The organism is bacterium, assembly GCA_014360495.1.
GTDB lineage: Bacteria > Armatimonadota > JACIXR01 > JACIXR01 > JACIXR01 > JACIXR01.
The window spans coordinates 116931-132369 of record JACIXR010000003.1; the positions used below are offsets into that span (position 1 = coordinate 116931).

The following is a 15439-nucleotide window of genomic DNA, read 5'->3' on the forward strand; positions in this document are numbered from 1 at the left end:
GCTAACTGGTTAATTGCTTCTCCTCTGCTTTCTCTTTTCCCCTTCTTGAAATTATTCAGATTCTCAAAATATTGATTGACTTTCTCTAAAAGAGAAGTTAAAAAATTTTCACAATGAAAAATCTATCAAGAATAAAGATTTTCTTCCTTCTCGTTTGCCTCGTTCCCTTCGCCTTTGGAGGCAATGAAAATTTAATTAGAGGAGGATTCGAGTTTCCCGCGGGCTGGAGTTTCCCACCAACCTCTTCCTTAGACCACTCAGTTTTCAAATCCAATCCGCCATCCCTTAAAATTGAGGGGAGCTATGGAGCAACTTACTCCCTCTTCGTTGGGGAAAACGAGAGATTCACTCTATCCGGCTGGATTAAAACGAAGGAAGTGAAGCCCACTGTTGAAAACAAGGGATATGCCTTCCTCGCCGTTTACGAATACGATTTCCACGGCAGATTGCTCGCCTTCAAGGACATCGTCCAAATAACGGGAACCCAAGATTGGAACTTCTACTCCTATTCCTTCACAACCCCACCCGGCACTTTTTACATCAACATATACTGCGGGTTATTCCAGGCGCAGGGAACAGCCTGGTTTGATGATATAGCTTTAACAAGAGGAGATGAGCCACTGATGTCAACAAAAGATAAACCGCTCCCACCAGCAAGGGGACGCATTGCCATATTAAAGGATAATATCCCACCGAAGGGAGCTCTCACCTCTCCCGACCTCCTTTATTCCCTTCTAAAGCAGGCGGGTTTTAATCCCTTCTTCATCTCCGCGGACCAGCTGGAAACGGAGCTTAAAAGGGAAAATTACGACCTCCTCATCATTTCTTATGGGGAATCCTTCCCCGCGAAAGGAGCAAGAGCCCTCTTCAATTTCTTGAGGGAAGGAGGCTGCCTCTTCACAACGGGAGGTTATGCTTTTCAAAATCCCCTCTATAAGATGGGGGATAAGTGGGTGGGAGAAGAGGAAGCCAATTCCCTTAAGCCAAACCTTCTTCCCGCTGGCGATTTCGCGGACCTATCGGTATGGAAAATAGGTAGGGGTTGTGAACTTGACGAGGAAAACAGATTTCAGGGAAAGCCCTCAGCTAAGGTATCCCTCCCCTATCCTTCCTCAAGCGAATGGTCTACCGAATTAACCCTCCCTCCCGCTAAACTTTATCGCTTCTCCGGCTGGCTGAAGACAAAAGATGTAAAAGGCGGTTATGCCTTCCTCGCCCTTTACTGTTATGATGAAAAAGGAAACATAACGCTATGGAGGGATGTTGGTAAAGGAATAGGGACAAACGATTGGCAATATTTCTTCTGGGATTTCTCCCCGCCACTGGAGACGAAGCGAATCGTCATTCGTTGCGGAATATATCAGGGACAGGGAGAAGCCTGGTTCAGCTCTTTGGAGATAAAGGAGAGATTTGAGACGAGAATAAACACCGCTAAAGGGGAGCCAATGGATGGGCTAATTGTTCAACCTTTTCAGATAGGCATATTTGACCCTTCCTATAAATTGGAGAGGGTGGCTTACGCAAAGCCCGCTGAGGGAGGGATATTGAATTGGGATTTCCGTCTCAATGGTCCTTTCACTGGCTATGCCTCATCGGGGGTGACGGGTTCGGATGACGCCCGCTGGGTCTCCCTCTTAAAGGGGTACGATAAATATGGGAGATTGAGAGGAAGCTTGGGAGCTCTGCTCCTTCACTATTCAGGCTTTTACGCCGGCTCTCGCTGGGCTTTCTTTGGGGTTGATAACAAGGATTTGTTTGAAGATGAAAATATGCGTAAAGCCTTCCTCAAGGTAACTCGCTTCCTTTTGAAGGGAGTTTTCCTCCATAACCTCAAAAGCGATTATGCTATTTACGAACAGGGAGAGGATGTGAAATTAAGCGTCAAGGTCTCGGATTTCGGAGAGGATGTCAGCAAAGCTAAGCTCGTCTTTAGGGTAGAGGAGAGGAACAAAGGGAGGGTTTGCTGGGAAAAGGAGATGGATTTGTCTTTGAGCGCTGGGGAAACGAAAGAATTTCATGCCATTTGTCAACTTGGACGATTCAGCGATAACCTTTACAAAATTTCAGCCTATCTCTATTTGGATGGGGAAAAGTGGGACTATATGGAGAGCGGATTTATGGTGCGGGATGAAACCATTCTCAAGAACGCGAAACAACTCTCCTTCCATGATAATTACCTTTGGTTTGATGGAAAGCCGCGCTTCATCCTTGGAACGGATGATTACGCCGATACCCTGCTCGCCGCCCGAATGAATCCGCTAGTTTGGGATAAAGAACTGAGAACCCTTAAGGACTACGGTGTGGACTTATACGAGAATCTATGGATAAGCCCCGCTTGGTATGGCTACAATATCCCCGAGAATATCTGGCGAAAAACGGACGCCCTCGCCTTCCTCACCCAGAAGCATAATCTCCTTTTCTTCCCTTGCATTCTCTGTGGGTATAATGTCGCGGTAAGCGAAGAGGAAAGAGAAAAGCAAAGGCAAGTTTGTTCTCAATTCGCCCAACGCTACCACATCCTTCCTTCCCTCATTTATTACATAAACGGAGACCTTCAATTCAACGAAAACGACGCGAGGAAATATCACAAAGCTCTTTTCAACGAGTTTCTCAAATCAAAATATAAGGATATGGAGGAATTGAAATCCGCTTGGAGGCTATCGCCTCCCAAGGGAGAATGGGGAGATATTGAATTGCCAAAACCGAAATGGGGCAATTGGGAAGACACAGCTACAGCTGACCTCCTCTCCTTCTACGGATTTTTATCCTCAAAATGGATTGATTGTATGGCCTCAGCCCTGAAATCTGTCGACCCTAAACATCCCACAACATGCGAATTCTATCAACTGCCTGTTGGAGGTATTGACCTCCGAGAGGAGATTAACAACCTTGATATCTCCAACATCGGCTACTTCGGACCACCTAAGGAAGACATAATTCGGCTTCCCTCCACCCTTAAATACCACGACCTCCGCTCGCTTGGGAAAAGCTTCTCCTTGGGAGAGTTCGGAGCAAAGACTCACCCTGCTTGGCTCACTGGCTCTGGTTATCACATCCAAAGAAGCGAAGAGGAAAGAAACAAGCTTTTCCTCGCCGCCATTTTCTACTCCTTCGGTATGGGCGCCTCAAGAGCCAACAACTGGTGTTTTAAGGACCCTTCATCCACCATCTTCCCATGGGGGCTCTTTTATCCCTGCGATATGGTGCCCAAGGAATGCGGTTTGGTTATGAGGGCTGGCGGATTTCTTCTCCGTCAAATCCACCCTGCCCCTCCCTCTCCTCCTTCCACATACCTTCTCATTCCCACTATGAATAGGGTAAGCGGAGCGAGGGAGAGAATCCACTACGCCATCCTTCGCTCCATAAATGCCTTGATAGAACTCGGAGTTGATTTCTGGATAATAGATGAGCCCCAAATAGAGAAGATTCCTCCAACGGTTAAAAACATAATCTATCCCCTTCCCCTCTGCGTTCCCGATAGGGTTTACTTTTGGCTTAAATCCTTCGTTGAGAAGGGCGGAAATCTCTTCATCAGCGGGGATATCTCTTTTGGTCCATCCAGAGAAAGAAATAAAAAGGAGAGACTGGAAGAGCTTTGTGGAGTGAGATTTATAGAAGAGGTAGCGAAACCTTTAGAGGAAATCCCCCCAAAGGAAGCTTTTATTAGAGTGGAACCGATTAAGGCAAGAAGTTTGCTTGGGAAAGACCTCCTATTTGAAAACGAGATTGGGAAGGGCAAGGTATTCTTCACGCCATATTTGGAAGAGTTAAGACCCGCATCCGAGATTATGCGAGAAATTTTTCTCACCTTCTTGCAAATCGCTGGGATTGAGAGGATAAGGGAAATCAAGCCCGACTTACCTTCCCTACACCGCTTCCGAGTTAATACCTTGGATGGCAAAGCCTTCGTCGTCTTCAATCAAGGTGAGGAGCAGAGAATTTTTATTGAAGGGGATTCCCAGAGAATAGGGTTAACCGTTGGAACAAATATGCCAGGCTTCGCTCATATAACGAAAAACGGAGTTGTCAAGCTCGTTGGGAAAGGGGATATGAGGATAAACGGAGAAATCCTTTTCCGCTCCCAGCCCCATGTAATCCTCTCCTCCATTGACGGAAAACCCTTGAGCGAATCCAACTATATCTTGCTCATTCCCTTGGAGGAAGGGGAGATAACCTTCCCCCAAAATTTCAAGATACAAATTGGAGAGCTTGAGGATGGCAAATGGAGGCAATTGGATAAAATGAGCGAGAGGAAATCCCTAAAAATAGACGGAGACCTTCGTTTCACGCCAATCATCCTCTATAAAGATGAAGCACCAGACAAAGAATGGATAGAGAGAATCCTCCTTCCCTGAAAATTCCCCCCTTTTTCATTCTCAGTTTATCCTATGCTCTGACATTCGCCGGCGCAGGAGCGCTTCAGCAATTCGTCATCCCCATCCTCCGCCAAAGGGGCTTTGAGGAATTGAGGAGTTATTTGCCATTGATTGTAATATATTCCTCCTTCACCTTTTTCCGCTTCTTCTCAGGGTTATTCGTGAAAGCTTTCGGGGTAAAAATATCGCTCATCCTCGGCTCATTAACCTATGTCTTATTTCCCTTCGCCCTCTTGTTCTCCCTTCCCTACCTCGCCTTTCTCTTTTTGATGTTCCTTTGGGGATGGGGAGCAGCTATTTATTGGACCGCTGGGACAGTAGCGGTTTTGCTTCTCTCCAGGGAAAACAAATACGGCTCCTACACAGGTATCCTCTACACATGGCTTCAAACCGGTTTCGCAATCGGAGTAGCTATTTTAGGGGTATTGCATACGATAAAGGGAGAAACGCATATGTTCTCCTTCGCTTTCTCCCTTTCCCTCCTCGGCACCGTTCTCCTCTTACTTTTGCCCAGTTTCCCCCATAGGATGGAAAGCGTTCCACCTAAAGAGCTATTTGAGATAGCTTTTAGCAAAGAGAGCAGATTGCCGGCATTTTACCTCTTCATCTCAGCCATATCCCTTGGTATTATGTTCGGCAGTTTCGGGGAATGGATAACCAAGCATTATAACTTCGCTTACCTTTCCCTCATCACCTTTATCGGCTATGCGGGAAGGATTTTCTTTGCCTATCCCGGCGGATATGTAGCCGATAAATGGGGAGAAAATATGTCCCTTTTCCTCGCTTTCCTCTTCAGCTCTATAGGATTAGGAATAACTTCCTTTTTCTCCTCGCCCCTCACCTTATCCTTCGCTGCTTTATCCCTCGGCTCCCAGATGAGCATCGTTCCGATTTCCGCAACAGCATATATTGGAAGGAGATTCCCGAAAGAGATTTACCATTTAGCCTCCGGCGCCCTTTTAGCTTGGAATTCACTTGGTGTTGCAGTATCGCTTCTTATGTGTGCCCTCTTGGAAAGCCTCTGGAAAAAGCTCCCGCTCGTATTCCTTTTGTTTGCAATCATATTCTTCCTTTGTGGTATACTATCATTAAATAAAGGTAACTCAAAAAGGAGGTAACGAGATGATAGTTGAGACCATTGCCCCCGGAAGGATTTGCCTCTTCGGAGAGCATCAGGATTTCCTTGGCTTATGGGTTATAGCTTCCGCCATTGACCTCCACATACACATAAAAGGAAAGAAGATAAAGGATAAAATCCTTGAAATAAATATGCCCGATATCCAGGAAAAGCAAACCATTGATTTGGAAAAGGAAATCGTCTATACAAAGCCTCGCGATTATTTGAAGGCAGGCGTGAAAGTGCTTTTGAATAGTGGTTATGAAATTGATTCGGGAGTGGAATGCGTTGTGAGAGGAGAACTGCCAATAAACGCGGGAGTTTCCAGCTCCTCAGCTTTAGTTGTCGGATGGATTAAGTTCCTCCTAACCCATATGGGAGTTGAGCTTCCCCCAGATCACCTGGCGAGGCTCGCTCATAGAGCGGAGGTTTTGGAGTTCAATGAACCAGGTGGGATGATGGACCATTTCACCTCAAGCATCGGCAATACCATCTTCGTTGATTGCGTCCCTCCTTTCTCCTATGAATCCCTACCTGTTAATCCAGAGGGCTTCGTCCTCGGGGATAGCCTGGAAAGAAAGGAAACGCTTGAGGTTTTGAGACGCTCACATGAAGAGGCTGAGGAAGGGATAAGGAAGCTAAAGGAGATTTACTCTCCATTTGATATACGCAAAACCCCTTTAAAAGAAGTTGAGAGATATCTAAAACAGTTGCCATCCCATCTGGCTGATAAGGTTTATGTGAACATAATTAATAGGGATATATGCTTGGAAGCTTATGATATGTTTAAAAAGGGGAAAATAGAGGAGAAAAGATTGGGCTCGCTTCTAAATAAGCATCACGAGATGCTGAGAATATTGGGAGTATCAACGGATAAATTGGATGAGCTTTGTCAGGCTTCATTGGCGGCGGGAGCTTTGGGAGCGAAGCTCGTCGGTTCAGGCGGTGGCGGCTGTATGATAGCCTATGCTCCAGGGAGGCAGGAGGAAGTAGCAAGAGCGATAGAAGAAGCGGGAGGGAAGGCATATATGGTTAAAATTGATAAAGGATGCCATAGCATCGTCTACGAAGAAGAATGAATAAGGGATAGAAACTCGGGAAATCTTCCCAAGAAGTTAACCCCCTCCCTAATCTTTAGGGGTAGCTCCCCCTATCTTTATTAATTACGACAACCCCCAGACAAAAATTTTTTCACTTGCATCTTTCTTAAAAATCCCTTAAAAATTTAGTGGAGACTTAGTGGATTTTGAATTAAAATTTTTAAAAATTTATTGACTAATTTTCGCATTTGTCCCATAATTATGGTAGCTAATGGTAGAAAAGTGGAGGAAATAACATGCCTATCTTTACCGGTCTTTTTGTGCATACATTAGATGACAAGGGAAGGTTAATTCTTCCCGCTAAGTTTCGCCTTCTCTTAGGTGAAACCTTCTACCTCACTAAGGGGATAGGAGGATGCGTCTTCCTCTTCCCCGAGGATGGATGGCGTCAATTGGCCGAACAACTTACCAAGCTCTCTTTCTTTGATAAAAACGCCGTTATTCTCCAAAGGCTCCTTGTGGGAGGAGCTGAGGCAGTATCCTGCGATAGACAGGGGAGGCTCGCTATCCCTGTTTCCTTGAGGGAATACGCCGGCTTAAAGGAAAACTCCGACGCGGTAGTTATGGGAATAGGCAACCGCATAGAGATATGGAGCAAGGAAAGATGGGATAAGTTTGAGGAAGAACTCACACCTGAGGAAATAGCTAAAGCCGCGGAAAAACTCGGCTTTCTGGAAACTCGCCCTCCCCTTTAAATGAAAATTTACCATCAGCCGGTGATGGTAAAGGAGGTGTTAGAGATTTTACAACCTGAAAGAGGAGGCATATTTGTTGACTGCACAACAGGAGAAGGAGGGCATTCCCTCGCTCTTCTCCAGAAATTGCCTCCCTCCTCCACCTTAATCTGCATAGATAGGGATTGGGAAATGCTGGAAATCGCTAAGGAGCGATTGAAAGCTTTCCCTCATAAAACCCATTTTTATAAAGCCAACTTTTCCCAGCTTCAACCAATCCTCGCTGAACTTGGCTTAAATGAGGCTGATGGCATCCTTTTCGATTTGGGAATCTCCTCTCGCCATATTGAAATCCCCGAGCGAGGGTTCAGCTTTCAGAGCGAGGGACCATTGGATATGAGGATGGATAGAAATCAATCCCTAACCGCTGAGGATTTGGTAAATAGGCTTTCAAAAAAGGAACTGGCGAGAATCTTTATGGAATATGGAGAAGAACCATTCGCAGAGAGAATCGCCTCTGCTATCGTTGAACACAGAAAGAGGAAGAAGATTAGCTCAACAAGGGAACTGGCGGAGATTATAGAGAGAGTCGTGAGAAGAAGAGGGCGAATCCATCCTGCAACGAGGGTCTTTATGGCTCTACGCATAGCTGTTAACAAAGAATTGGAGGAACTTCGTTCCGCTCTTCCCATAGCGATATCCCTTTTAAAGAGAGGTGGGCGCCTTTGCGTCCTTTCTTACCACTCCCTTGAGGATAGGATTGTAAAAGAATGTTTCAGGGAGAAGAAGGACGAATTAAACATCATAACACCCAAGCCACTGCGTCCCTCAATGGGAGAGGTAAGTATAAATCCAAGCGCGCGGAGCGCTAAACTTCGCGCGGTGGAAAGGAGGTAGAGGAAGATGGGAATGGCTTTACCGAAAGAGAGACACCGCCCCTATAGAAGAGGAGTATCTCGCATCCCCCGAAGGGAGGAAGCCTTGTCGCCTGGATTGAGGAAGGCGGCTATTTCCACAGCTCTTGCCCTTATTATCCTCTTGTTGGGGCAGGTGGTAATGGGGAAAATCATAAACACCAAGGAATATTGGAAGGGAAAGTACTCAACAACCCAAAAGGTCCTGAAAGAGGAAAATGCCTTTTTAAAGGGACAGCTAAGCGACCTTCTTTCGCCTGTAAATGTTGAGAAGATAGCGAAAAGCAGAAATATGAAGAGGGCAACCATAGAATATTTTCTCACGATTGGGGAGAAATGAAAGTTTCGCAAAAAACTAAGCAAAAGAGGATATCTTTTTTAGCCGCCTTTTTCCTCATTTGCATCCTCTTGCTCCTTTCCAACCTCTTTTATCTCCAAGTGGTTAAATTCCACTATTACAAAGAGCTCTCAAAGAAGTGCAGCGTTAGGCAAAAGGAAATCAAACCTCGAAGGGGAGCGATTTTGGACAGGAAGATGCGTCCCTTGGCCCAGGAAGCGCTGGGAGGCTCTATATTCCTCCGCCCCAGCGAGGTGAAGGACGCCACTCTCTTGGCTGCGAAGCTTTCCCCTCTTCTCTCCATAGAGGAGGACGATTTGGAGAAAAACCTTTTTAGCCCCCGTCCCATCGTCGCCTTGCAGAGGAACCTTGACTACGCAACCTTTCATAAAGTCAGGGAAATTATAAAAGAGAACCGAATCAAGGGAATCGAGCTTCAGGAAGAAAGAAAGAGGATTTATCCGAACGGCTCGCTTGCTGCTCATGTTCTCGGGTTCTGCAACGTTGACGAGGAGCCTCTTGAGGGATGCGAGAAAAGCCTGAACAAGTATTTGAGTGGGGAAAAAGGGTTAGTGGAGGGTATTTGCGACATAAAGGGCAATTTCATACCCACAGCCTCTCGGGTTCTTCGTCAAGCGAAGGATGGCTCGGATGTGATTCTTACCATTGATTGCGATATCCAAAGGATTGTGGAGGAGGAACTTGATAAGGCTTTTGAGAAGCTAAAACCAAAATCAGCAGTGGCTATCGTGATGAACCCCCAAAACGGTGAGATACTCGCCCTCGCAAACAGACCAACATTTGACCCTAATGAGCAAAGCAAATATCCACCCGATGCCAAGAGAAACAGGGCAGTAACGGACCTCTTTGAAGTAGGTTCGGTGCTTAAGCCGATAGTCATCGCTTCCGCCCTTCAAGAAGGGGTTATCACTCCAACATCTCGCTTCCACTGTTCTGGTAAGCTAAAGGTGGGAGACAGGTTTATTTCCTGCGTAGTTCATCACAAAGGAGGGCATGGAAGCGTTACACCTGAGAAGATACTCGTTGAATCCTGCAATGTAGGAGCGGCGCAAGTGGGGATGAAGTTAGGAGCTAAGAGGATATATAAGTATTTACTTGGCTTTGGCTTTGGAATGCGCCCTACAGATGAGCTCACTGGTGCACAACGAGGAGTTATTCCTCCACCTGAGAATTGGAGCAATATGAGAACAGCGAATGTATCCTTTGGACAGGGGATATCAATAACTCCACTTCATTTGCTCAGTGCTTTCTGTGCCCTCATCAACGGTGGTATCGTATATAAGCCCCATATATTGAAGGCAGTTATATATCCGAACGGAGAGATTAAAAAGTTTGAACCCAAAGTTATATCCCGCCCCCTCTCCCCAGAGGTTGCGAATATGGTCAGGGATATGCTTGTGGGAGTGGTTGAGAGCAAGGAAGGAACGGCTTATAAACAGGCAAATGTTGAGGGCGTAAAGGTGGGTGGTAAAACTGGAACGGCACAGAAAGTTATAAATGGCAGATATACTAACGAAGTCGTTGCCTCCTTCGTTGGTTTTCTGCCAGCAGATAACCCGCGCTTAGCGATTTTGGTCTTAATTGACCAACCGCAAATAAACCGCTGGGGAGCAACAGCTGCTGCCCCCGTTTTCAAAGAAATAGCCTCAAGAAGCCTTGCCTGCCTGGGATTTAGCCCCCAAATTACCCCTATTACCCTTAATACCCTTCAGGCTGTTGCTTCCCAGCGGTCCCCTTAATTTGAAATCAGGACCTAAATGTTTTAATATAATTTTAGGAAAAAATGAGATTTTCTCAACTCATAAATGGAATAGAGACGATAAGCTTTAAGGGCGACCTCTCCATTAAGATAGAGGGAATCACCCATGATTCCCGAGAGGTAGCGCCCGGCTATGTTTTCGTCGCCATAAAGGGAGAAAAATTTGATGGACACCTTTTTATAGAAGAAGCAATTAAAAGGGGTGCTGCGGCGCTCGTTGTGGAGGACGAGAGCAAAATCCACCCTTGTCCCCTTCCCTATATCCTCGTCCCCTCTTCCCGAAAAGCTCTTGCCGAGCTCAGTGCACGCTTCTACAATTATCCCTCCCGCAGATTGAAACTGATAGGCGTAACTGGAACAAATGGGAAAGGTCTGACTTGCCATTTTATTTACAATATTTTCAAGACCATGGGAAAAAATGTTGCCTATCTCGGAACGCTCGGAGCCTGGCTGAACGATGAAGCAATTCCTTGGTACAACAAAACAACGCCCGAAGCCACCTATATTCAGAAATTTTTCTCCCAACTACCCAAAGACGAGACCTTCGTTGTTATGGAGGTTTCCTCCCACGCAATCTCCCAATACAGGACTTGGGGTTGCGAATTTGATATAGCGGTCTTCACTAACCTCTCCCAAGACCACTTAGATTACCATAAGGATATGGATTCCTATTTTCAAACGAAACTCAGCTTCTTCTTGGATTATCCACCCCATACCCCAAAGCGAACCCTCTCAGTGATAAATTTAGACGACCCCTATGGCAAACTCATCCTCAAAAAAATCCATACACCATCAATTACCTATGGAACATCAAGCAAGGCAACGATAAGGGGCTATTTATTAGAGCAAGGTTTTGATTTCCTCCTTTTCCACCTCCTCACTCCCATAGGCGAAATAGATATTCGCCTTCCTTTCGGAGGGATTTTCAATTTCTCCAATGCCCTCGCCGCCTCCGCCGTCGCCTATAGCGAAAATGTCTCATTGGAGATAATTAAGAAAGGACTGGAATCCTCCCCTCCTCTTCCCGGGAGGTTTGAAAACATCAAGGAAGGTCAGGACTTCGCCGTTATAGTTGATTATGCCCATACGCCTCAGGGAATTGAGCAACTTCTATCCTCGGTAGCTCCCATATGTAAAGGACGGAAAATCATCGTTTTCGGCTGTGGCGGAAATAGAGACAGGAACAAACGCCCCATTATGGGGAAAATCGCCAGCGAGTTGGCAGATGTAGTTATAATCACATCGGATAATCCACGAGGAGAAGAGCCAAAGGCGATTATTGATGAAATACTCTCGGGCATCTCACCAGAAATGCGGGAGAAAATCATCGTTGAAGCCGATAGGGAAAAAGCCATAAAAATCGGAGTAGGAATGGCAAGTGAGGGGGATTGCCTTCTCATAGCGGGGAAAGGACACGAGACATATCAAATCTTCTCCGATAGAGTAGTTCCCTTTGATGATAGGGAGATAGCAAGAAAATACATCAGGGAGAGAATAAATGGAGCTCACGCTATCTGAGATAGTAAAAGTTATTGGAGCGGAAACATCCCAGTTTGAGGATTTGAAAATCCAAGCTGTTTCAACCGACAGCAGAGTTCCCGCAAAGGATGCGATTTTCTTCGCCCTAAAAGGGGAAAGACATGACGGGCATAATTTCCTATGGGAAGCCCATAAAAATGGCTGTGTTTCAGCTGTCGTTGAATATATCCCACCTTCCCCTCCACCAATCCCTCTCCTTAAAGTAGATGATACAATTAGGGCATTGGGGCTCTTAGCTGGATACTATAGGGATAAGTTTCCCGTTTTGTGCATTGGCATCACGGGAAGCACGGGAAAAACGACGACCAAAGAGATGCTTGCCCATATCCTTCAAGCGAAACACAGGGTCTTGAAGACGGAAAAAAATTTCAATAACGAGATAGGTGTTCCTCTCACCCTCTTCCACTTGAAGAAAGACCACTCTGCATTAATCGTAGAGATGGCTATGAGGGGAAGAGGGCAAATAGATTGGCTTACTAAAATAGCCAAACCACAAATCGGCGTCATCACAAATATAGGACCCGCTCACCTTGAGTTTTTTAACAGCTTGGAGGAAATAGCTCAGGCAAAGGCAGAGCTCATCCAGGCTTTGCCCCCGAACGGAACTGCCGTCCTGAATTTAGATGACCAATTCTTTACCTTCCTAAGAGAACGAACTCCCTGTCAAGTTCTCTCCTTCGGGTTTTCCCCGAAGGCCGATGTTTCCTGCGAGGTCTTAGATAAGGAAGAATATATCCTCCTGAAAATAAAAACTCCTAAAGGGAATATAACAGCCAAAAGTTACCTTCAAGGCGAACACAATTTTATCAATCTATTGGCAGCTATAGCCGCTTCACTTCCCGCTGAGCTATCTCTTGAAGAGATTGAGAAACAAATCCCTACCCTTCCCCTTCCACCCATGAGGTTGGAGCAGATAAAATTGCCCGGCAATATATTGATTATCAATGATTCTTACAATTCCAATCCACTTTCCCTGAGAGCTGCTCTCAATTACCTAAGTGAAAAGAAGGGACGGAGGATAGCAATTTTGGGGGATATGTTGGAGCTTGGAGAGGAAAGCGAGAGGCTCCATAGAGAGGCTGGTGCTTGGGTCAAAAAAGCCGGCGTTAGCCACCTAATATTGATTGGAGAAAAAGCAAAATTCATTGGAGATGGAGCAATTGAGAAAGGTTTTCCTCCCTCAAACATAGCGTATTTCCCGGAAAAAGAGGGAGTCGTCTCCTTTATCCAGGGGCTCCTTGAGGAAGGTGATACGGTCTTGGTAAAAGGCTCACGAAAACTTCAACTCGAGCAAATCGTGGAGGAATTGAAGAGATGTTGCATATCTTAACATCAACCCTCATCGCCTTTATCCTCTCCCTTATCTTCACTTACGCCCTGCTTAGTTTTTTGAAAAAGAAAGGAATAGGTCAAAAGGTCAGCAGGGACGCGCCGCAAAGACATCTTAAGAAAGAGGGAACTCCCAATATGGGAGGGATAGCGATAGTTCTCTCCGCCTGCTTGGCTTACCTTTTAATGGGTGGAAAGGATTTAAAGCTCCCCGCCTCTCTCGTTGGTTTCGCCTCAATAGGCTTTATTGACGATTTCCTAAGCGTTAGACGAGGCAAGTCGCTCGGTTTGAAGGCAAGACACAAACTGCTTCTCCAATTCGTCCTCTCCGTTCTCCTCCTTCTATCGGTTCCAGAGCTTAACACAAAGCTTCACATATCTGGTGGAGTAAGATATTTTGAGCTGGGATATTTTTATCCCCTATTCGCTATCCTCCTCTTGGTCGGGTTCTCAAACGCGGTTAATCTAACGGATGGTTTAGATGGATTAGCGGGTGGTTGTTCAGCCATAGTAGCGGGTGGGATGGCTTTAACCTCGCTTTCCCTTATTGATAGGGAGAACAGCATATTCTTGGCTTCCCTGGGCGGCGCTTGCCTTGGGTTTCTTTGGCTAAATTCTTATCCCGCCAAAATTATTATGGGAGACACTGGTTCCCTTGCCTTAGGTGGCTCCCTAGCTTTTTCCTCCATCCTCCTCAAAGAGGAGCTGGTCTTCATCCTTATGGGGCTTGTCTTCCTCGCGGAAGCACTATCGGTTATCATCCAGGTCGTCTCTTTTAAAACAAGGAAGAAGAGGGTCTTCAAGATGACGCCTCTTCACCATCATTTTGAACTAAGCGGCTGGGAGGAACCCCTCATAACGACAAGGTTCTGGTTGGTGAATATAATCCTCGTGCTCTTGGCTTACTTTTTGGGGGTTGCGAGATGGATATAAGAGGAAAAAAGATAAGCGTTATAGGAATGGGAAAGACGGGAGTTGCCACTGCGGAAGCCCTCGCTTCTCACAATGAGATAACCATATTTGATAAGAAGGAACCTCTGATACCACCCCAGCTGAAGGATTTGCCCGTGAAGTTTCATCTCGGGGACCCGAATTACACTGGTGCTGAGGAAGCCGATTTGATAATAATAAGCCCAGGAGTTCCCAAGACCGAACCCTTCATCTCACGAGCATTAGCCCATAATGTCCCAATTAGAAGCGAAATTGAAATAGCGTATAAACTTTGTAAATCCCCTATTATTGCCGTAACGGGAACAGATGGAAAGAGCACTACCGTTTCCCTTATCGCCCATATTCTTCAAGTGGCGGGTAAAAGAGCGATCGCATGCGGGAATATCGGCACACCTTTCATCAGCATCGCTCCCTCCACCACCCCTGAGGATATCGTAGTTTTGGAGGTATCAAGCTATCAATTGGAATGGATAGAGGAGTTCCGCCCCAAAATAGGAATGGTATTGAATATCGCCGCCGACCATCTTGAGCGCTATAACTCTTTAGAAGAATATGCGTTCACGAAGATGCGCCTTTTTGAGAATCAAACGGGAGACGACTTCGCCATCCTAAATAGAGATGACGAAACGCTTTTGCGTCTTTCCCATCTCGTCACCTCCAACATCCTCTTCTTCTCCCTCTCCCCCTTTGAGGGTGAAGGCGTCTATTTCTCTCAGGGAGAAATCCATATGAGGTTAAGAGGTGAAGATTTCCTTTTTCCTCTTCCTGAAACCGCTTTAGAAGGCAAGCATAACCTTCAAAATATGCTTTGCGCCTCCCTCGCTTCCTTCCTCGTTGGGGTATCCCTTGAGTCTATCTCCAAAGCTCTATCAACCTTTCCTCCTCTCGAGCATAGAATGGAGAGAATCGGATATCATAAAGGGGCGCTTTTCATCAACGACTCCAAAGCGACAAATCCCCACGCCACATCAAAGGCGCTTTCCTCTTTTTCTGCTCCCATTATCCTAATCGCTGGAGGGAAATACAAGGAGGGAGCTGATTACGAGGGTATGTTTAGGGAAAACAATTCAAAAATTAAGGCGGTGATTTTAATCGGTGAAGCAAGCTCTCGTCTGGAGAACATAGCCAAGGCTGCGGGCATATCAAATGTATATAGAGAAAAGGATTTGGAGGGAGCCGTGAGGAAAGCCTCTGAGCTTGCTTCCCCTGGGAATGTCGTTCTTTTCTCGCCTGCTTGTTCAAGCTTTGATATGTTTACAGATTTTGAGGAAAGAGGAAGAAGATTCAAGGAAATCTTCTTCGCTTTGAGGGAGGAAAGTTAA

General features: G+C 45.9%; 11 protein-coding genes. All 11 read left to right on the top strand.

Going from position 1 to position 15439, the window contains the following annotated elements:
* Positions 1–113 precede the first annotated feature (113 nt).
* The 11 genes from H5T88_03300 to murD all read left to right on the top strand — a co-directional run bounded on the left by H5T88_03300 (position 114) and on the right by murD (position 15439).
* Positions 114–4355 (top strand): beta-galactosidase, encoded by a 4242-nt coding sequence (locus tag H5T88_03300; GenBank protein MBC7329365.1) that lies wholly within the window; start codon positions 114–116, stop codon positions 4353–4355.
* Positions 4328–5494: an MFS transporter gene (locus H5T88_03305; GenBank protein ID MBC7329366.1), complete on the top strand. Its 1167-nt coding sequence runs from the start codon at positions 4328–4330 to the stop codon at positions 5492–5494. Before H5T88_03300 ends, H5T88_03305 begins: the two co-directional genes overlap by 28 nt.
* Before the next feature lie 4 nt (positions 5495–5498).
* The gene (locus H5T88_03310; protein MBC7329367.1) at positions 5499–6572 is read left to right on the top strand and encodes a GHMP kinase; all 1074 of its coding nucleotides are present in this window, start codon (positions 5499–5501) and stop codon (positions 6570–6572) included.
* Between the two features lie 257 nt (positions 6573–6829).
* Complete coding sequence (gene mraZ / locus H5T88_03315) at positions 6830–7288, top strand: division/cell wall cluster transcriptional repressor MraZ (GenBank protein MBC7329368.1); 459 nt, start codon at positions 6830–6832, stop codon at positions 7286–7288.
* A complete protein-coding gene (gene rsmH / locus H5T88_03320) occupies positions 7289–8164 on the top strand; it encodes a 16S rRNA (cytosine(1402)-N(4))-methyltransferase RsmH (GenBank protein ID MBC7329369.1) in 876 nt (291 codons plus the stop codon). It begins immediately after the preceding gene.
* A gap of 6 nt (positions 8165–8170) precedes the next feature.
* Positions 8171–8521: a hypothetical protein gene (locus H5T88_03325; protein ID MBC7329370.1), complete on the top strand. Its 351-nt coding sequence runs from the start codon at positions 8171–8173 to the stop codon at positions 8519–8521.
* Positions 8518–10278, top strand: a complete 1761-nt coding sequence (locus H5T88_03330) for a penicillin-binding protein 2 (protein MBC7329371.1) — start codon at positions 8518–8520, stop codon at positions 10276–10278. The genes H5T88_03325 and H5T88_03330 overlap by 4 nt, the downstream gene beginning before the upstream one ends.
* Positions 10279–10322: 44 nt before the next feature.
* Positions 10323–11816, top strand: coding sequence for a UDP-N-acetylmuramoyl-L-alanyl-D-glutamate--2,6-diaminopimelate ligase (locus tag H5T88_03335; protein ID MBC7329372.1), 1494 nt, complete (start codon positions 10323–10325; stop codon positions 11814–11816).
* Positions 11797–13167, top strand: a complete 1371-nt coding sequence (murF, locus tag H5T88_03340; protein MBC7329373.1) for a UDP-N-acetylmuramoyl-tripeptide--D-alanyl-D-alanine ligase — start codon at positions 11797–11799, stop codon at positions 13165–13167. Before H5T88_03335 ends, murF begins: the two co-directional genes overlap by 20 nt.
* Entirely contained in the window at positions 13152–14099 is a 948-nt protein-coding gene (locus H5T88_03345) for a phospho-N-acetylmuramoyl-pentapeptide-transferase (GenBank protein MBC7329374.1), read from the top strand. Before murF ends, H5T88_03345 begins: the two co-directional genes overlap by 16 nt.
* On the top strand, positions 14090–15439 hold the full coding sequence (gene murD, locus H5T88_03350) for a UDP-N-acetylmuramoyl-L-alanine--D-glutamate ligase (GenBank protein ID MBC7329375.1): 1350 nt from the start codon (positions 14090–14092) through the stop codon (positions 15437–15439). The genes H5T88_03345 and murD overlap by 10 nt, the downstream gene beginning before the upstream one ends.